Source organism: Streptomyces galbus (assembly GCF_005280195.1).
In the GTDB taxonomy this organism is placed as follows: domain Bacteria; phylum Actinomycetota; class Actinomycetes; order Streptomycetales; family Streptomycetaceae; genus Streptomyces; species Streptomyces galbus.
The window spans coordinates 1-18924 of record NZ_SZPR01000014.1; the positions used below are offsets into that span (position 1 = coordinate 1).

The window sequence follows — 18924 nt, forward strand, 5'->3', positions numbered from 1 at the left end:
GTCACCAACCTCTCCGAACAGCCCAGCTAGGCCGTGTCTTTCGGATCAGCCCGATCCGGACCGGCGGCGCCTTGACAGTGCCGGTGAGCGGGGCTTGGTGCGTGCAGCTGCAAGGCGGAGGAGGGCGTCGATGCGGAGCATCGACAACCGACGAAAACGCAGCAGATGTGCGTGCCAAGCCCCGCGGCCCCGGGCTGATCCGAGAGACACGGCCTAGCCGGTACGGCACGGGTGTGGTGGCTCGATCCGCGGGCACGAGGGGGGTGTGGAGCGGCGCCGTCCGGTCCGCGCGAGTAGGGTCCGGGGCATGAAGTTCGCCTTCTCCACGCTCGGTGTTCCCGGTCTTCCCCTGCCCGAAGTGCTGCGGCTCGCGACCGCGCACGGATACCACGGTGTCGAACTGCGCGCCCACCCCGAGGAGCCGGTCCATCCAGGGCTCGGCACCGCCGAACGGGAGGACGTGGCCGCCCGGTTCAAGGACGCCGGCGTCGAACTGCTCGGTCTCACCGGCTACGCGCGCGTGGCCGCGCCCGGCGACGACGACGCGGTGCTGGAGGAGATCCGTACGCTGCTCGGGCTCGCCCACGACCTGGGCGCCCCGTTCGTACGGGTCCTCCCCGGCGGTTCGGACGCCGCCTCCGCCGACGAGGCCGACGCGATCGCCGCGCGGCGGCTCGGCACCGTCGCCCGGGACGCCGCCGACCTCGGTGTGCGCGTCCTGGTGGAGACCCACGACTCGCACCCCACCGGCGCCGACGTCACCCGGATCGTCGGCCAGGTCGGCCACCGGCAGGTCGGCGCCCTGTGGGACGTGATGCACACCTGGCTCGGCGGCGAGCAGCCCCTCGACAGCTACGCGGCGCTCTCCCCCTACCTCGGCTACGTCCAGGTCAAGGACATCGTCTCGGCCGACGACACCACCCCGCTGACGCTCGGCGCGGGCATCCTGCCGCTCGGCGAGTGCGTGGAGGTGCTGTCCCGGCACGGCTGGGACGGCTGGCTGTGCTGGGAGTACGAGAAGCGCTGGTACGAGGCCGCCGAACCGCTGCCCGGCCTGCTCACCGCGGGACGCGAACACCTCGGCCGGCTGCTCAACGACTCGGCGTGAGGACCGCCGGGCCGGGCGCCCGTCGCCGGGCGCCGGCCGGTCGACCCGTCGGCTGCTAATTCGCTGGCGGAGCTGCGGCGGCGCGGGTTAGCCTCCGCGCCGTGTTCCCGCCTTCCGCGTTCCCGCACCCCGCGCCCGCCGCCCTCACGTCGTCGTGAGGCTCGCCGGGACACTCCTCGACCTCCGTCCGCTGCGGACCTCGCCCGTCTTCCGGCGGCTGCTGTTCGGGCGCACGGTGTCCACGCTCGGTGGCTTCATGACCATGGTCACCGTCCTCTACCAGGTGTGGGACACCACCCACAGCGCGGTCTGGAGCGGCGCGGTCGGCGTGGCGCAGGCGCTGCCGATGGTCGGGGTCGGCCTGTTCGCCGGGGCCTGGGTGGACCGGGCCGACCGGCGGCGGGTGTACCTGGGGACGAACGTCGGGCAGGCGGTGTGCTCGGCGCTGCTGGCCGTGCAGGGCTTCACCGGGCACGTGCCCGTGGTGCTCGTGCTGGCCCTCGTGGCCGTGCAGGCGTCGTTCGCGGCCGTCTCCGCCCCGGCGGCCGGGGTGTTCGTGCCCCGGCTGCTGCCGAAGGACCAGGTGGCCGCCGGGCTCGCCCTGCACCAGGTCACCGGGCAGGCCATGATGCTGCTCGGCCCGGCCGTCGCCGGGCTCGTCCTGGGCTGGTGGGGCATCGGCGTCTGCTATCTGTTCGACGCGCTCAGCTTCGGCCTGTCCTTCTACGGCGCCTTCGGGCTGCCCGCGCTGCCGCCGCAGGGCGAGGGGGCCCGGCCCGGACTGCACGGGGTGCTGGACGGGCTGCGGTTCCTGACGGGTCACCGGGTGGTGCGGGGCGCGCTGGTCACCGACCTCGCGGCGACCCTGCTGTCGATGCCGGTCAGCCTCTTCCCGCTGGTCAACACCGAGCGGTTCGGCGGCGATCCGCGCACCCTCGGGCTGTTCCTGTCCGCGCTCGCCGTCGGCGGGGTCACGGCGACCGCGCTGTCCGGGGCGGTCACCCGCCGGGGCCGGCCGGGTCCCGTCATGCTGTGCGCGTCCGGCACCTGGGGGCTGGCGCTGGCCGGGTTCGGGCTGACCACCAGCGCCTGGGCGGGGCTGGCGATGCTGGTGCTGGCCGGGGCCGCGGACGCGGTGGCCGTCCTGTCCCGCAGCACGATCGTGCAGACCGTGACGCCGGACGCCCTGCTGGGCCGGGTCACCGCCGCCGAGCTGGTCGTCGGCCAGGCGGGCCCGCACCTGGGGAACCTGCGCGCCGGTCTGGTCGCCGGCTGGTCCTCGGGCGCGACGGCCCTGGTCACCGGCGGTCTGCTGTGCCTGGCGGCGGTGACGGCGGTGGGCGCGTCCACACCGGAACTCAGGGGTGCGGCGCCGGCCGGTCCCGGCCCGGACACCGGGGATCCGGCGGACACCACCGGCGCACTCCCCGGCCATCCCGAGTGCGTCGGAGAGGCCGGACCCACCGGGGACACCGCCGCGGTCCCCGGCCCCTCCCCCGACACCGCCCCCACGCCCCTCCCCGAGCGCTGAGGCCGGCTCCGTCACCCCTCGGCGGCCCCGCCGCCCCGCGGCCGGTACCGCGCCACCCGCTCCGTCAGCCGTGCCCGGCACGCCGGCCACTCCGCGGCCGTGACCGAGAAGATCGCCGAGTCGCGCAGGCGGCCCTCCTCGCCCGGTGCCCAGGAGCGGGACCAGTTGCGCAGGACGCCCTCGAAGCGGGCGCCGACGCTCTCGATGGCGGCGCGGGAGCGGGCGTTGCGGGCGTCGGTCTTCAGGTCGACGCGGGCCACGTCCCACTCCTCGAAGGCGTGCCGGAACAGCAGGAGCTTGGCCTCGGCGTTCACGCCGGTGCCCTGGGCGGAGGCGGCGAGCCAGGTGAAGCCGACCTCGACGGCGTCGAGCCGGTCGTCGTCCCGCCAGCAGCGCGGCTCCCAGTACGCGGTGGCCCCGACCGCCCGCCCAGTCGCCCGGGACACCTGGGCGTAGGGGGCGAGCCGCCCGGTGGCCGCGCGGGCGAGCTGGGCGTCCACGTAGGCGCCGACCTCGTCGGCCCGGGGCACCCAGGTGAACGCGTAGGTGTCGCGGTCCTCCTCGGCGGCCCGGGCCAGGTCGGCGGCGTGGTGGTGGCCGAGCGGCTCCAGGCGGACGAACTCGCCCTCCAGGACCGGGCCGCGCAGGACGTGGCTCATCGGCCCCGCTCCTCGCCCGTCGCGCCGGAAGTCCAGGCCGGTGGGTCCGCCCGTGCCGCGAACGACGCCCGCAGCGCGGCGAACGCCTCGTGGAAGCCGGGGAACGTCTTGCGCACGCACCCCGGGTCGTCGAAGGAGATACCCGGGGTGCGCAGCCCGGTCACCGCGAACGACATGACGATGCGGTGGTCCCCGTGGGAGCGGATCTCGGCGCCGGACGGCCGGCCCGGGCGGATCTCGATACGGTCGGGGCCGGTGGCGACGCCGATCCCGAGGCGGCGCAGGTTCTCCGCGCACGCCTCCAGCCGGTCGCACTCCTTCACGCGCGTGTTGGCCACGTCCTCGATGCGCACCGGGCCGTCGGCGAAGGGGGCGACGGCCGCGAGGGTCGGCATGGTGTCGGAGATGTCCCGCATGGCGACGTCCAGTCCGCGCAGGGTGCCGGTGCCGCGGACCGTGGTGCGGTCGGCGGCCACCGTCACCTCGGCGCCCATCCGGCGCAGCACCTCCACGAAGCCCAGGTCGCCCTGGAGGGCGCCCTCGCCGAGACCGGGCACGGTGACCTCGGCGCCCGGGGTGACGGCGGCGGCCGCGAAGAAGTAGCTCGCCGTGGAGGCGTCCGGTTCGATCGGGTACGTCGTCGCCCGGTAGCCGCCGGGCGGCACGCGGAACACGTCGCCCTCCCGCTCCACCTCCACGCCGAACGCCCCCATCATCGCCAGGGTGATGCCGACGTACGGCGCCGAGACCAGGTCGGTGACCTCGATGTGCAGGCCGGTGCGGGTGAGCGGGCCGAGCAGCAGCAGCGCGGTGAGGTACTGCGAGGACTGGCCGGCGTCGAGGGTGACCTTGCCGCCCTCCACGCCGTTCGCCCGGACGGTCAGCGGGTGGTGGCCCTCCCGGTCCTCGTGGCGCAGGTCCACGCCCAGGTCGCGCAGGGCGCGGGTGAGGGGCAGCAGGGGCCGGCGGCGCATCTGCGGGGAGGCGTCGAAGCGGTAGGTGCCGTGGCCGGTGGCGGCGAGCGCCGGCAGGAAGCGCGCGGTGGTCGCGCCGTCCCGGCAGTACACGTCCGCCGCGCCGGCCGGGGGTCCGTCCGGCCGGCCGTCGATCTGCCAGGTGTCCGGGGTGCGGCCGACGCGGTAGCCGAGGCGGGCCAGTCCCTCGGCGAAGCCCTCGGTGTCGTCCGAGCGCAAGGGGCGTACGAGGGTCGTGACGCCGTCGGCCGCCGCCGCGAGGAAGAGGGCGCGGGCGGTGAGGGACTTGGAGCCGGGGATGTCGACGAGGGCCATGCCCGTCATGATCGCGTGGCGACGGCCTCCGCCGGGGCGACGTCCACGGGGTGGACCCGACCCGCGCGCCCGGGGGCGAGTGAGGTGAGCGCCACGCCGCCGACCAGCAGGGCCGCCGCGCACCAGCGCAGCCCGCTGACGGGCTCGCCGAGGAACAGCGCGGCCGACGTCATCCCGAAGACGGGCACCAGCAGGGAGAAGGGCGCGACCGTGGAGGCCGGGTGGCGGCGCAGCAGCAGGCCCCACGCCCCGAAGCCGAAGACCGTGGTGACCCAGGCGACGTAGACGACGGTGCCGGCGCCCTGCCAGTCGAGGGCGCGCAGCGCGTCGTAGTCGCGGCCGGGCCCCTCCAGGAGCAGGGAGAGGGCGAGCAGCGGGAGCACCGGGACGGTGCTCACCCAGACCATGAAGTTGAGCGCGTCGGGCGGGGCAGCCCTGCGGGTCAGGACGTTGGACACGCCCCAGCAGGCGGCCGCGGCGACGACCAGGGCGAACGCGCCGAGCGGGCCGGTGGTGCCCTCGTCGACGGCGGCGACGACGATCCCGGCGAGGGCGACCGCCATGCCGAGGACGCGGGTGCGGGTGGGCCGTTCGCCGAGGACGACGGCGGCGACGACCGCGGTGAACACCGCTTGGACCTGCAGCACCAGGGACGACAGGCCGGCCGGCATCCCGGCGTCCATCCCGACGAACAGCAGCCCGAACTTCGCGACGCCCAGCACCAGTCCGACGGCCACGATCCACCGCCAGGCGACCTTCGGGCGGCCGACGAGGAACACCGCGGGCAGCGCCGCCACCAGGAAGCGCAGCGCGGAGAACAGCAGGGGCGGGAAGTGGCCGAGGCCGATCTCGATGACGGTGAAGTTGACGCCCCAGACGGCGGCGACGAGGACGGCGAGCAGGAGGTGTGCGGGTCGCATGCGTCGAGGATCACCGGCCGGAACCGTGTAGCACCAGCGATGATTCGTGCATGGTGGGATGAAGCAGAACTGATGAGTCGAGGGCTCACGCCCAACCCGCCGCCGTCCGAGGGGGACCCCGATGCTCGACCTCCAGCGCCTGCGCGCCCTGCACGCCGTCTCCGTCCACGGCACGGTCGGCCGCGCGGCCGACGCGCTCGGGTACACGCCCTCGGCGGTGTCCCAGCAGATCGCCAAGCTGGAGCGGGAGACCCGCACGGTGCTGCTGGAACGGGAGGGCCGGGGCGTGCGGCTCACCGCCGAGGCCCGGCAACTGGCCGCCACCGCACAGGAGCTGATGGCGATCGTGGAGCGTGCCGAGACGGACCTGGAACGGCGGCGCGGGCTGCCGTCCGGCCGGCTGACCCTCGCCGCGTTCCCGTCGGCGGCGCGCGGGCTGCTGCCCGGGGTGCTGGCCGAACTGGCGCGGCGGCACCCCGCCCTGGACGCGCGGCTCACCGAGGTCGACCCGCACCTGTCGGTCGACCTGGTCGCCAAGGGCGCGGTGGACCTGGCCGTCGCGCACGACTGGGACATCGCGCCGCTGCCCGCGCCGGCCGGCGTGGAGCAGGCGGTCATCGGCGACGACCTGTGCGACCTGCTGGTCCCCGCGGGCCACCCCTTCGCCGGGCGTACGGCGGTACGGCGCGAGGAGCTGGGCGGTGAGCGCTGGGTGTGCCAGCCGCCGGGGCGGGTGTGCCACGACTGGCTGGTGCGCACCCTGCGCGCGGCCGGGCACGAGCCGGACCTCGTCCACACCGCCGAGGAGAACCCGACGCTGGTCGCGCTGGTCGCGGCGGGCCTCGGCATCGCCCTGATCCCCCGCCTGGGGCGCGGCCCGCTGCCCGACGGGGTGGTGGAGGTGCGGCTGGACCCGCTGCCCGTACGGCGGCTGTACGCGCTGTGGCGCGAGGGGGCGGCCCGGCGCCCGGCGATCGCCGAGACGGTCCGCACGCTCCAGGCCCACTGGGGCGAGCGCGCCGACACCGTTCGGCGTGAGCCCGAGCCCGTCGGCACCGGCCCGGCGTGAGCCCGAGCGCGTCGGGGCCCCGGTCCACCACTCGCGCGCCGTGCCTGCGCGCTCCCTTGACCGGCAATAACTTTCCGGATACTGCTAACCCGACGGAAGTTTCCTTCAGTGGATCACCTCCGGAAGGAGCGCACGTGCCCTCCAGACGCACCGTCCTCGCCGCCACCGCGGGCCTCACCGCGTCCCTCGCCGTCGGCGGGGGCACCGCCCACGCCGGCGCCGGCCGCGCACCGGACGACCGGCGGCTGCGCCGGCTGGTCTCCCGGATGACGCTCGAGGAGAAGGTCGGCCAGGTCTTCGTCTCCCGCGTGTACGGCCACTCGGCGACCGACCCGGACCAGGCCGACGTGGACGCCAACCTCGCGGAGCTGGGCGTCCGCACGGCGGCCGAGCTGCTCGAGCGCTACCGGCTCGGCGGGATCATCTACTTCGCCTGGGCCCACAACACCCGCGAGCCGCACCAGATCGCCGCCCTGTCCGACGGCCTCCAGCGCGCCTCGCTGGACCTGCCGCGCGGGCTGCCTGTGCTCATCTCCACCGACCAGGAGCACGGCATCGTCTGCCGCATCGGCGCCCCGGCGACCCTCTTCCCGGGAGCCATGGCGATCGGCGCCGGCGGCTCGCGCGCCGACGCCCGCACCCTCGGCCGGATCTCGGGCGCCGAGCTGCGCGCGATGGGCGTGCGCCAGGACTACTCCCCCGTGGCGGACGTCAACGTCAACCCGGCCAACCCGGTCATCGGCGTGCGCTCCTTCGGCGCCGACCCGGACGCGGTGGCCGCCCTGGTCGCCGCCGAGGTGCAGGGCTACCGGTCCGCGGGGGTGGCGGCGACCGCCAAGCACTTCCCGGGGCACGGCGACACCGCGGTCGACAGCCACTACGGCTTCCCGGTCATCACCCACAGCCGCGAGGTGTGGGAGGAACTGGACGCGGTCCCGTTCCGCGCGGCGATCGCGGCCGGCATCGACTCGATCATGACCGCGCACATCCTGGTCCCGGCCCTCGACGACTCGGGCGACCCGGCCACCCTGTCGCGGCCGATCGTCACCGGCCTGCTGCGCGAACGCCTCGGCTACGACGGGGTCGTGGTCACCGACGCGCTCGACATGGCGGGCGTGCGCACCAAGTACGGTGACGACCGGGTGCCGGTGCTGGCCCTGAAGGCGGGCGTCGACCAGCTGCTCAACCCGCCGAAGCTGGACGTCGCGTGGAACGCGGTGCTGCGGGCCGTGCGCGAGGGGGAGCTGACCGAGGAGCGGCTGGAGCAGTCGGTGCTGCGCATCCTGCGGCTGAAGGCGAAGCTCGGGCTGCTCGACGACCCGTACGCCGGGCAGGCGGGCGTGGACCGGACCGTGGGGACCCCGGCCCACCTGGCCGCCGCCGACCGCATCGCCGGGCGGACCACGACCCTGCTCGTCAACGAGGGCCCGCTGCTGCCGCTGGCACCGGACACCACGCGCAAGCTGCTGGTCGTCGGCGCCGACCCGGCCTCCCCGTCCGGCACGACCGGCCCGCCCACCGGTGTCCTCGCCACCGCGCTGACCGGCCTCGGCTTCACGGCCACCGCGCTGTCCACCGGCACGGCCCCCTCGGCGGCGACGATCGCCCGCGCGGTGGCCGCGGCCGGCGAGGCGGACGCGGTGGTGGTGGCGACGTACAACGTCACCGCGACGAGCCCGCAGAAGACTCTCGTCGAGCAACTCCTCGCCGCTGGGCGGCCGGTGGTCGCGGTCGCCGTCCGCAACCCGTACGACGTGGCCCAGTTGCCCGGTGTCGCCGCGTACCTGGCGACCTACTCCTGGACGGACGTCGAACTGCGCGCCGCGGCCCGGGTGATCGCGGGCCGCACCGACCCCCGCGGGAAGCTGCCGGTGCCGGTCCAGCGGGCGGACGACCCGGCGCGGGTGCTGTTCCCGATCGGGCACGGGCTGACGTACTAGCGCGCGCAGCACGGCGGGCCCGGGGAGATTCCCCGGGCCCGCCGCCGTCAGTTCCCCGGAGGGGTCACGGGCGCAGCGCCGGCTCCCGCTCCACGTCCCGCACGTCCAACTTGCTGTCGAACTTCGCCAGCGGCTTGGCCGCCGACGCCGTCGCGGCGGGCAGGCCCGCCCAGTCGAGGATGCGGGCCGTGGCGAGGGCCTTCTGGTCGGCTACCAGACCGGCCACGTTCGCGCCGTGGTTGAGGCCGGGGGCCGTGAAGACGTAGGAGTCCTTCGCGCCCTTGTCGACGCGGAAGCGCTCCGCGCCCCACGGGTCGTTCTGGCCGTACACGAAGAGCATGTGCCGGGCGTTGTGCCGGACCCAGGTGTCGACGTCCCGCATGGCCCACGGCTGGAACGTCATCGGGATCGAGCGCGGCACGAAGTTGCGCGGCGGCTGGTAGCCGTAGCGGATGTACTTCTTCTCGATGTACGGGAAGTGGATGGTGGGCGCGCCCAGCTGGGTGCCCGCCTGGTAGTAGTACGGGGTGTACTGCTCCAGGCCCTGGTCGGTGTACGCCGAGAAGCCGGAGATGGTGTCCACGGAGGTCCAGATCTCGTCGTCGGTGGCGGTGGCCGCGTTCGCCGGGATCGTGTCGCAGTCGGAGAGCAGGCTGTACTGCCAGAAGCCCCACACGTAGTCCAGGACGACCGCCTCGTAGGCGCGGTCCAGGCTGCCGATCGTGGTGAAGGTGTAGCCGTTCTCGGCGGCGTACGCCGCGTACTTCTCCTCCAGCGCGGCGCGGCGCACCAGCGCCTCGCGCTGCACCGCGTTCAGCCGGTCGCGGCACTCCTTGGTGCCGACGGTCGCGAAGAAGCGGTCGTAGGCGGCGTCCTGGTCGTTGACCACGTCGTTGGGGGCCACGTACGCGACCACGCCGTCCATGTCCCGCGGGTAGAAGCGCTCGAAGTACGTCGCCGTCATGCCGCCCTTGGAGCCGCCGGTGGCGATCCAGTTCTTCGTGTAGATGGGCTTCAGCGCCGTGAAGATGCGGTGCTGGTCGCTGGCCGCCTGCCAGATGTCCAGCTTGGACCAGTCGGCGGGGCTGGGGCGGGAGGGGGTGAAGAAGCGGTACTCCATGGAGACCTGGTTGCCGTCGACGATCTGGGTCGGCTCGCGGCGGCCGGGGTTGGTGGAGACGTTGTAGCCGCCGGTGTAGAAGACCGTCGGGCGGCTGACGTCCTTGTGCAGCACGGTGATCCGCTGCTGGAACGTGCCCGCCGAGGGGTGCCGGTGGTCGACCGGCTGGGTGTAGTTCAGGACGAAGTAGCGGTAGCCGGGGTACGGCTTCTCCTCGATCAGGCTCATGCCCGGGATCGAGAGCAGCCGGTCCTTGATGTCCGTGGCCTGAGGCTCGGCAGCGGTCGCTGCTCCCGCCGTGGTCAGCGTGCCTATGAGCACGGTGAGCGCCAGCAGCCATCTGAGCGCCTTGCGCATGCGCGTGCACCCTCCCTGTGAGACAGATGTGCGCCGGAAGCTATCGGAGCAACCCGGTTCGCACCAGGGGAGGTTGATGCGGAGGTTTCAGGACGTCAGCACAGAATCCAGCCGGAACTGACCGCCTTGCGGCCCACCGAGCCCTTCACCCACACGCAGCGGTGACCGGCGTACACGGTGACGGGTCCGACCTGGCGCGCGGCGCGCGCCTGGATCCGCCAGGGCCGCCCGCCGCGGGCCTGCACGCTGACCGACATCGGCTTCGTGCCGCGCGGGTCCTTGGCGTAGGTGACGGCGCAGACGTAGCGGCCCGCCTTGAACACCTGCACCGAGCCGGTGGTGAAGGACAGCGTGCGCACCTTGCGGCCCGCGCACGCGTGGGCGGCCGCCGCCTGCGCGCTGCCGGGCGCGGCCAGCGCGAGGATCCCGGCGGCGGTCAGCACCGCCACGCCCGCCGCCAGCCGCCGTATGACACCCCTCGTTCCGCTGCCCACGTCCGTGTCTCCCCGAGTCGCCCGCCATGTCGCTCGCCGTACTGGTGTACGGACGCCGGGCGCGGGCCGCGCGGTTGCGCGCGGCCCGCGCCGGTCCGGTGCCCGCGCGCCGTCAGGCGGACTCGACGCCCACCGGCTCGCCGACGAACGTCCGCCACAGGCGGGCGTAGCGGCCGTCGCGGGCGAGGAGTTCGTCGTGGGTGCCGTCCTCGACGACCCGGCCGTGGTCCATGACCACCACCCGGTCGGCCCGCGCCGCCGTGGTGAGGCGGTGGGCGACGACCAGCGTGGTGCGCCGGCCCGCGAGGCGGTCGGTGGCCTGGTTGACCTGGGCCTCGGTGGCGAGGTCCAGGGCCGCCGTCGCCTCGTCGAGCAGCAGGACGTCGGGGTCGACGAGTTCGGCGCGGGCGAGCGCGATGAGCTGGCGCTGGCCCGCGGAGAGGTTGCGTCCGCGCTCGGCGACCTCGTGGAGGTAGCCGCCCTCCAGCGTGGCGATCATCTCGTGCGCGCCGACCGCGCGGGCCGCCGCCTCCACCTCGGCGTCGCTCGCGTCGGGGCGGCCGTAGGCGATGGCGTCGCGGACGGTGCCGGGGAAGAGGTAGGCCTCCTGCGGCACGACGCCCAGGCGGTGGCGGTACGACGTGAGGTCCAGCTCGCGCAGGTCCGTGCCGTCGACGGTGACCCGGCCGGACGTCGGGTCGTAGAACCGCGCCACCAGCTTGACCAGGGTCGACTTGCCGGCGCCCGTCTCGCCGACGAACGCCACGGTCTGCCCGGCGGGGATGCTCAGGTCGATGCCGCGCAGGGCCGCCTCGTCGGTGCCGTAGGCGAAGTGGACGTCCTCGAAGGCGATCTCGCCCCGCAGGGAGGTGACCGTGCGCGGTGCGCGGGCCGCGCCGGTGGACGTCGGCTCGCGCAGCAGCTCCTGGATGCGGCCGAGCGAGACGGTGGCCTGCTGGTAGCCGTCGAACACCTGGGAGAGCTGCTGCACGGGCGCGAAGAACAGGTCGATGTACAGCAGGTACGCCACCAGCGCGCCCGTGGTCAGCGTGGCGGCGTCCACCCGGCCCGCGCCCACCACCAGCACCGCGGCCGCCGCGACCGACGACAGCAGCTGCACGAACGGGAAGTACACCGAGATCAGCCACTGGCCGCGGATGCGCGCCCGGCGGTAGCTGTCGCTGCGCTCGGCGAACCGGGCCCGGCCGTCGCGCTCGCGGCGGAACGCCTGCACGATCCTCAGCCCCGACACCGACTCCTGCAGGTCGGCGTTGACCGCCGAGACCCGCTCGCGGGCCAGCTCGTACGCCTTCACGCTGGCCCGGCGGAAGAAGAAGGTGGCGACGACCAGCGGCGGCAGGGTGGCGAACACGACCAGCGCGAGCTGCACGTCGAGCACCAGCAGCGCGACCATGATGCCGAAGAAGGTGACCACCGCGACGAACGCCGTGACCAGTCCGGTCTGCAGGAACGTGGACAGCGCGTCGACGTCCGTCGTCATCCGGGTCATGATCCGGCCGGTCAGCTCGCGCTCGTAGTAGTCGAGCCCGAGCCGCTGGAGCTGCGCGAAGATCTTCAGGCGCAGCGAGTACAGCACCCGCTCGCCGGTGCGGCCCGTCATGCGGATCTCACCGGTCTGCGCCGCCCACTGCACCAGCACGGTCAGCAGCCCGAGCAGCGAGGCCGTCCACACCGCGCCGACCGCCATGCGGCTGACGCCCTGGTCGATGCCGTGCCGGATGAGGATCGGCAGCAGCAGCCCCATGCCCGCGTCCACGGCGACCAGCCCGAGGCTGACCAGCAGGGGCGCGCGGAAGCCGCGCAGCAGTCGGCGCAGGCCGTACGACTCCTCCGGGCGGACGGCACGGGCCTCGTCGACGTCGGGGACGTCGGTGGCCGGGGGCAGCGCCTCGACCTGGGCGAGCAGCTCCGGGGTGGCCGGGGTGCCGGCCAGGGCGGTGTCCTTGGGCGCCCGGTCGCCGGTCCACAGCCGGGGCGTCACCCCGCGCTCGGCGTCGTACTCGGCGTCCAGTTCGTCGCGCACGGAGGTGTCCTCGGCCGGTGCCTCGGGCCGGGCGTGGCCCGGGGAGACGCCGCCGAGCTCGTCGGGGTCGGTGAGGAGCCTGCGGTACAGCGCCGAGCGCTGCTGGAGCTCGTCGTGGGTGCCGATGTCGGCGAGGCGGCCGTGGTCGAGGACGGCGATGCGGTCGGCGAGGTTGAGGGTGGAGCGGCGGTGGGCGATGAGCAGGGTGGTGCGGCCCTCCATGACCTGGCCGAGCGCCTCGTGGATCTCGTGCTCCACGCGCGCGTCGACCGCCGAGGTGGCGTCGTCGAGGACCAGCAGGCGGGGGTCGGCGAGGATCGCGCGGGCGAGCGCGATGCGCTGGCGCTGGCCGCCGGACAGGGTCAGGCCGTGCTCGCCGACCGTGGTGTCGTAGCCGTCGGGCAGCTCCGCGATGAAGCGGTCCGCCTGGGCGGTGCGCGCGGCCCGCCGGATCTGCTCGTCGGTGGCGTCGGGGCGGCCGTAGGCGATGTTGTTGCGGACGGTGTCGGAGAACAGGAACGAGTCCTCGGGGACCAGGCCGATCGCGGCGCGCAGCGAGTCCAGGGTCAGCTCGCGCACGTCCCGGCCGCCGACGAGGACCGCGCCGCGGGTCACGTCGTAGAAGCGCGGCAGCAGCAGGGAGACGGTGGACTTGCCGGAGCCGGAGGAGCCGACGACCGCGAGGGTCTCGCCCGGGCGGATCTCGAAGCTGAGGCCGTCCAGGACCGGGTGGGCGGGGTCGTAGCCGAAGGACACGTCGTCGAACTCGACGGTCGCCGGGGCGTCGGCGGGCAGCTCCCGGGTGCCGTCCCGCAGGGCCGGCTCGGTGTCGATCAGCTCCAGGACGCGTTCGGTGCCGGCGCGGGCCTGCTGGCCGACGGTGAGGACCACGGCGAGCATGCGGACCGGGCCGACGAGCTGGGCCAGGTAGGTGGAGAAGGCCACGAAGGTGCCCAGGGTGATGTGGCCGTGCACGGCGAGCCAGCCGCCGAGCGCCAGCATGGCGACCTGGCCGAGTGCGGGGACGGCCTGGAGCGCGGGGGTGTAGCGGGCGTTCAGCCGGATGGTGCGCAGCCGTCCGGCGAACAGCCGCCGGCCCACCTCGCGCAGCTTCCCGGTCTCCTGGTCCTCCTGTCCGAAGCCCTTCACCACGCGCACCCCGCTGACCGCGCCGTCGACCACGCCCGCCACGGCGGCGGCCTGGGCCTGCGCCCACCAGGTGGCCGGGTGCAGCCGGGTGCGGCTGCGCTTGGCGATCCACCACAGCGCGGGCGCCACGGCGAGGGCGACCAGGGTGAGCGGGACGGACAGCCACGCCATGACGACGAGGGAGACCAGGAACAGCGCGAAGTTGCCGATCGTCATGGGCAGCATGAACAGCAGGCCCTGGATGAGCTGGAGGTCGCTGGTGGCGCGGCCGACGACCTGGCCGGTGGACAGCTCGTCCTGCCGGCGGCCGTCGAGCCGGGTGATCGTGGCGAACATCTCCGTGCGCAGGTCGTGCTGCACGTCCAGGGCGAGCCGGCCGCCGTAGTAGCGGCGGACGTAGGCGGAGGCGTAGACGAGCACGGCGGCGCCGATCAGGGCGGCCGCCCAGGGCGCCATGTCCCGGGTGTGGGAGTCGATCACGTCGTCGATGATCACCTTGGTGATCAGGGGCACGACGGCCATGACGGCCATGCCGGCGAGCGAGGCGCCGAGGGCGAGGACCACGTCCCTGGGGTAGCGCCACGCGTAGCCCGCGAGTCGTCGTGCCCATCCCCGTTGTGCGCTCACGCCGGTGCCTTCCTGCGAACCTGGTCTGCCGGAAGGCACCAACGCCGGTGAGGTGCGATTTCATCCCGCTGTAACAATCCGGGAGGTCCCGGGCGGGGATTTTCGGCCGCGGGGGTCAGCTCGCGGCGAGGTCGCGGTGGACGACCTTGGCGACGCCCTGGATGGTCGTGATGCCGTAGCTCATGGTGCTGTTGCCGTGGGTGAGCACGGTGATCGTGTAGTCGTGGCCGCCGCCCTTGAAGGTGCCGACGCTGTGCACCCGCCAGCCCTGCGTGGCGCGCTGCAGCCAGCCGTTCTTGACGTGCCACGACACGTTCGCGGGCCGCCCGTACGGCGTGCCCCACCGCTGGTCGGCGACGACCTTGCCCATCAGGGTGGTCACGTAGGAGCGGGAGGCGTCGGTGAGGACGGCGTTGTGGGCGGTCAGGAGCCGGAGCAGCTTCTGCTCGTCGGTGACGGTGATCTGGGTCAGCCCCCAGTAGTTGTTCGCGCCCGGCTTGGTCTGGGTCATGGACGCGGCGGCCAGGAACTTCTTGATCTTCGTCAGGCCGAGCTGCTTCCACAGGGTCGAGGTGGAGGCGTTGTCCGACTTGGTGATCATGTTGGTGGCGAGGGTCTTCTCGCGGGTGGTGAGCGAGCGGTGCGCCGCCTGCGCGTCGTACAGCAGGGCGGACAGGACGGTCACCTTGACGACGCTCGCCGAGTCGTAGGCGGTCGAGGCGCGCAGGGTGCAGGTCGTCGCGGTGCTCCGGTCGTAGACGCCGACGGCGACCGTGCCCTTGCGCGTCGCCAGGGCGGCGGTGATGTCCTTCTTCAGCTTGGTGGCGAGGGCGGGCTTGGCCGAGGTGCAGGTGACGGCCGGAGCGGTGGCGGCGGCCGGGGTGGCGACGGCCACGCCGGTTATCAGCAGGCCGGTGGTGAGCGCGACGACGGCCGGAGCGGCACGACGTGCGGAAGTCCCTGAAGTCATGCCCGGGTTGACTCATGAGTTCTACCGAAAGGTTGTACGAGAAGACGGCTTTTGCCGGTCCGCGTCACCGGATGGACACCCGCCGTCCCTTTACGTCGTCGCATGTCCATGTCACGCTCCCGAGTGCCGCCTCCACTCAACCCGCGTAGATGGGACGACCTTTATGCTGGCGACACGCATACGCCGCTGGAAGCCGGTGGCGCTGACCATCGCCGCCGTGCTGGTGGGCCTCACGGCCCCCGCCCTGACGGCGACCCCGGCCGCGGCGACGACGACGGCGTACGACTCGACGTACTACAAGAACGCGGTCGGCAAGACCGGCGCGAGCCTGAAGAGTTCGCTGCACACCATCATCAGCAGCCAGTCGAAGATCTCGTACTCCGCGGTCTGGGAGGCGCTGAAGGTCACCGACCAGGACCCGAACAACAGCAGCAACGTCCTGCTGCTCTACAGCGGCGCCTCCCGCAGCAAGTCCCTCAACGGCGGCGACCTCGGCGACTGGAACCGCGAGCACACCTGGGCCAAGTCCCACGGCGACTTCGGCGAGGTGACCGGCCCCGGCACCGACCTGCACCACCTGCGCGCCTGCGACGTCCAGGTCAACAGCATCCGCGGCAACCTGGACTTCGACAACGGCGGCAGCGCCGTGGCCAACGGCGGCGGCAGCACCGTCGACTCCGACTCGTTCGCGCCGCGCCCCGCGGACCGCGGTGACGTCGCGCGCATGATCCTCTACATGGCCGTGCGCTACGACGGCGGCGACGGCTTCGCCGACCTGGAGCCCGACGAGAAGGTGAACAACGGCTCCGCCCCGTACATGGGCAAGCTGTCCGTCCTCAAGGCGTGGAACGAGGCGGACCCGCCCAGCGCCTTCGAGGAGCGCCGCAACCAGGTCATCTACGACACCTACCAGCACAACCGCAACCCGTTCATCGACCACCCGGAGTGGGTCGAGGCGATCTGGTAGGTCCCGCCCGGCGGGGCCCGCTCACCCCAGGTGGGTGGGGGCGAACATCCGCAGCACCGCCGGGAGCACGACCACCGAGGGCCCGGGCGTCGCCAGCGCCCCGGCGAGGTCCTTCTCCAGGGTGTCCGGTGTCGTGCGGACGCCGGGCACCCCGAAGGACTCCGCGAGGGCCACGTAGTCCGGGCGGGTCAGCTCGGTGGCCGTGGCCTGCCCGAAGGCGTCGGTCATGTACTCGCGCAGGATGCCGTAGCCGCCGTCGTCGACGATCAGCCAGGTGACGTCCAGGCCGTACTGCCGGGCCGTGGCCAGCTCCGCGACGGAGTACAGCGCGCCCCCGTCGCCGGAGACGGCCAGCACCGGGCGCGTCGGGTCGGCGGCCGCCGCGCCGAGCGCCGCCGGGAAGCCGTAGCCGAGGCCGCCCGCGCCCTGCGCCGAGTGCATCAGGTTCGGGGCGTGGGCGTCGAAGGCGGACCAGGCCCAGTAGGCCAGGATCGTCATGTCCCAGAAGGACGGGGAGCCGGCCGGCAGCGCGCGGCGCACCGAGGCCAGCACCTCCTGCTCCAGGGTGAGTTCCTGAGCACCGATACGGGCGGCGACCTTCGCGAGGACGCTCCGGACCCGCTCGGGCGCCGTGGGGTCGGTGCGCTCCTCGACGGTCTCCAGCAGGGCCTGCAGGGCGAGCCGGGCGTCGGCGTGGATGCCCAGCGCCGGGTGGTTGGACTCCAGCTTGCCGAGGTCCGCCTCGATCTGCACGACACGGCCGCGCGGCGCGAACGTGTGGTAGTTCGAGGAGAGTTCGCCCAGTCCTGAGCCCACCACCAGCAGGACGTCGGCGTCCTCCAGGAAGTCGGTGGTGTGACGGTCCTCCAGCCACGACTGCAGCGACAGCGGGTGCGTCCAGGGGAAGGCGCCCTTGCCGCCGAACGTGGTCACCACGGGCGCGTCCAGCTTCTCGGCCAGCGCCCGGAGCTTGCCCGCGGCGTCCGCGCGGACCACCCCGCCGCCCGCGATGATCGCCGGGCGCTCGGCGCGGGACAGCAAGTGGGCGGCGAGGGCGGTGAGTTCGGGGCGTGGGACGAGCTCCTCCGGGGTGGCGTCGAGGGCCGTCACCCCCGGGAGCGCGGTCGGCGCCAGCAGCACGTCCTGCGGGATCTCCACCCACACGGGCCCGTGCGGGGCGGTGAGCGCCGACTTCCAGGCCGCCGCGATCGCGGACGGGATCTGGGACTGCGTGCGCACGGTGTGGACCGACTTGACCACGCCCCGGAACGAGGCCGCCTGGTCGGGCAGTTCGTGCAGGTAGCCGTGGCGGCCGCCGCCCAGGCCCGCGGTCGGGACCTGGCTGCTGATGGCGAGGACGGGCGCCGAGGCTGCCGCCGCCTCCTGGAGCGCGGCCAGGGAGGTGAGGGCCCCCGGTCCGGTCGACAGCAGCAGCGGGGCCGCCTCGCCGGTGACCCGGCCGTAGGCGTCGGCCGCGAAGCCGGCGTTGTTCTCCACCCGCAGGCCCACGTACCGCAGGTCCGAGCGGCGCAGCGCGTCGAACATGCCGAGCGCGTGCTGGCCGGGCAGTCCGAAGACCGTCGTCGCGCCGAGCCCGGCCAGCGTCTCCACGACCAGGTCCCCGCCGTTGCGGCCGGCGGGCGGGTTCAGGGCGGCCGTCGTCTGGGCGTCCGTCGGGCGGAGCACCAGGTCGTGGTCGTGGGTCACTTCGCGCGTGCCTCCGCAATCTGCCGGGACATGATCGTGGTCAGTTCGTACGCCGTGTGGGACGCGGCCACCGAGGTGATCTCGGCGTGGTCGTAGGCGGGGGCCACCTCGACGACGTCCGCGGACACCAGGTTGCAGGACGCCAGCCCGCGCAGGATCTCCAGCAGCTCGCGGGAGGTCATGCCGCCCGCCTCGGGCGTGCCCGTGCCGGGGGCGTGGGCGGGGTCCAGGCAGTCGATGTCGATGGAGATGTACAGCGGGCGGTCGCCGATGCGCTGGCGGAGCTGGTCGGCCACCTCGTCGGCGCCCCGGCGGTAGACGTCGGAGGAGGTGACGATGCCGAAGCCCATCTTCTCGTCGTCGGTGAGGTCCTGCTTGCCGTACAGCGGGCCACGGGTGCCCACGTGGGAGAGCGCGGAGGTGTCGAGGATGCCCTCCTCCACCGCGCGGCGGAACGGGGTGCCGTGGGTGTACTCGGCGCCGAAGTAGGTGTCCCAGGTGTCCAGGTGGGCGTCGAAGTGGAGCAGGGCGACCGGGCCGTGCTTCCTGGCGACCGAGCGCAGCAGGGGCAGCGCGATGGTGTGGTCGCCGCCCAGCGTCATCAGGCGGGCGCCGGTGCCGAGCAGGTCGTCGGCCGCGGCCTCGATGGTCTCGACGGCCTCGTTGATGTTGAACGGGTTGGCCGCGATGTCGCCGCCGTCCGCGACCTGCGCGAGGGCGAACGGGGAGGCGTCCTGGGCGGGGTTGTAGGGACGCAGCAGCCGGGACGCCTCGCGGATGGCGTTGCCGCCGAAGCGGGCGCCCGGCCGGTACGAGACGCCCGAGTCGAACGGCACGCCCACCACGGCGACGTCGGCGGTGCCGACCTCGTCCAGGCGGGGCAGCCGGGCGAAGGTCGCGGGGCCGGCGTACCGCGGGATGCGGGAGGAGTCGACGGGGCCGCGGGGCGTCTCGTTGCTGCTCATGGTCAATG

General features: G+C 73.8%; 14 protein-coding genes. 5 read left to right on the forward strand and 9 right to left on the reverse strand.

What is annotated here, in order from left to right; genetic code table 11:
• Positions 1-307: 307 nt before the first annotated feature.
• Both E4U92_RS17155 and E4U92_RS17160 read left to right on the forward strand, forming a co-directional pair.
• The gene (locus tag E4U92_RS17155) at positions 308-1108 is read left to right on the forward strand and encodes a sugar phosphate isomerase/epimerase family protein (protein WP_137301306.1); all 801 of its coding nucleotides are present in this window, start codon (positions 308-310) and stop codon (positions 1106-1108) included.
• Between the two features lie 154 nt (positions 1109-1262).
• Positions 1263-2639 carry an MFS transporter gene (locus tag E4U92_RS17160; RefSeq protein WP_137301307.1) on the forward strand — a complete coding sequence of 459 codons (1377 nt, stop codon included), beginning with the start codon at positions 1263-1265 and terminating at the stop codon, positions 2637-2639.
• An 11-nt stretch (positions 2640-2650) separates the two neighbouring features.
• On the opposite strand, the gene E4U92_RS17165 is transcribed toward E4U92_RS17160, so the two are convergent.
• The 3 genes from E4U92_RS17165 to E4U92_RS17175 are packed head-to-tail and all read right to left on the reverse strand — an operon-like array spanning position 2651 to position 5507.
• On the reverse strand, positions 2651-3298 hold the full coding sequence (locus E4U92_RS17165) for a GNAT family N-acetyltransferase (RefSeq protein WP_137301308.1): 648 nt from the start codon (positions 3296-3298) through the stop codon (positions 2651-2653).
• Entirely contained in the window at positions 3295-4587 is a 1293-nt protein-coding gene (gene aroA, locus E4U92_RS17170; RefSeq protein WP_137301309.1) for a 3-phosphoshikimate 1-carboxyvinyltransferase, read from the reverse strand. The genes E4U92_RS17165 and aroA overlap by 4 nt, the downstream gene beginning before the upstream one ends.
• 5 nt (positions 4588-4592) lie before the next feature.
• Positions 4593-5507 carry an EamA family transporter gene (locus E4U92_RS17175; protein ID WP_137301310.1) on the reverse strand — a complete coding sequence of 305 codons (915 nt, stop codon included), beginning with the start codon at positions 5505-5507 and terminating at the stop codon, positions 4593-4595.
• 121 nt (positions 5508-5628) lie between these two features.
• Between E4U92_RS17175 and E4U92_RS17180 the strand changes: the two genes are divergently transcribed.
• Together E4U92_RS17180 and E4U92_RS17185 are read left to right on the forward strand one after the other, a co-directional pair.
• Positions 5629-6576 carry a LysR family transcriptional regulator gene (locus tag E4U92_RS17180; RefSeq protein ID WP_137301311.1) on the forward strand — a complete coding sequence of 316 codons (948 nt, stop codon included), beginning with the start codon at positions 5629-5631 and terminating at the stop codon, positions 6574-6576.
• A 134-nt stretch (positions 6577-6710) separates the two neighbouring features.
• Entirely contained in the window at positions 6711-8516 is a 1806-nt protein-coding gene (locus E4U92_RS17185; RefSeq protein WP_137301312.1) for a glycoside hydrolase family 3 protein, read from the forward strand.
• A 64-nt stretch (positions 8517-8580) separates the two neighbouring features.
• Here E4U92_RS17185 and E4U92_RS17190 read toward each other — a convergent pair whose 3' ends face one another.
• The 4 genes from E4U92_RS17190 to E4U92_RS17205 form a co-directional block, all read right to left on the reverse strand.
• Complete coding sequence (locus E4U92_RS17190) at positions 8581-9993, reverse strand: S28 family serine protease (RefSeq protein WP_137301313.1); 1413 nt, start codon at positions 9991-9993, stop codon at positions 8581-8583.
• Between the two features lie 95 nt (positions 9994-10088).
• Entirely contained in the window at positions 10089-10487 is a 399-nt protein-coding gene (locus E4U92_RS17195) for a hypothetical protein (RefSeq protein ID WP_137301314.1), read from the reverse strand.
• Between the two features lie 112 nt (positions 10488-10599).
• Positions 10600-14307 (reverse strand): ABC transporter ATP-binding protein, encoded by a 3708-nt coding sequence (locus E4U92_RS17200; protein WP_137301315.1) that lies wholly within the window; start codon positions 14305-14307, stop codon positions 10600-10602.
• Between the two features lie 115 nt (positions 14308-14422).
• On the reverse strand, positions 14423-15277 hold the full coding sequence (locus tag E4U92_RS17205; RefSeq protein WP_137301316.1) for a serine hydrolase: 855 nt from the start codon (positions 15275-15277) through the stop codon (positions 14423-14425).
• Positions 15278-15440: 163 nt separating this feature from the next.
• Here E4U92_RS17205 and E4U92_RS17210 point away from each other — a divergent pair, with 163 nt between their 5' ends.
• Complete coding sequence (locus E4U92_RS17210) at positions 15441-16244, forward strand: endonuclease I family protein (RefSeq protein WP_137301317.1); 804 nt, start codon at positions 15441-15443, stop codon at positions 16242-16244.
• 21 nt (positions 16245-16265) lie between these two features.
• On the opposite strand, the gene E4U92_RS17215 is transcribed toward E4U92_RS17210, so the two are convergent.
• A complete protein-coding gene (locus E4U92_RS17215; protein ID WP_137301318.1) occupies positions 16266-17951 on the reverse strand; it encodes a thiamine pyrophosphate-binding protein in 1686 nt (561 codons plus the stop codon).
• A complete protein-coding gene (speB, locus tag E4U92_RS17220) occupies positions 17948-18916 on the reverse strand; it encodes an agmatinase (protein ID WP_137301319.1) in 969 nt (322 codons plus the stop codon). Before speB ends, E4U92_RS17215 begins: the two co-directional genes overlap by 4 nt.
• Between the last annotated feature and the right edge of the window lie 8 nt (positions 18917-18924).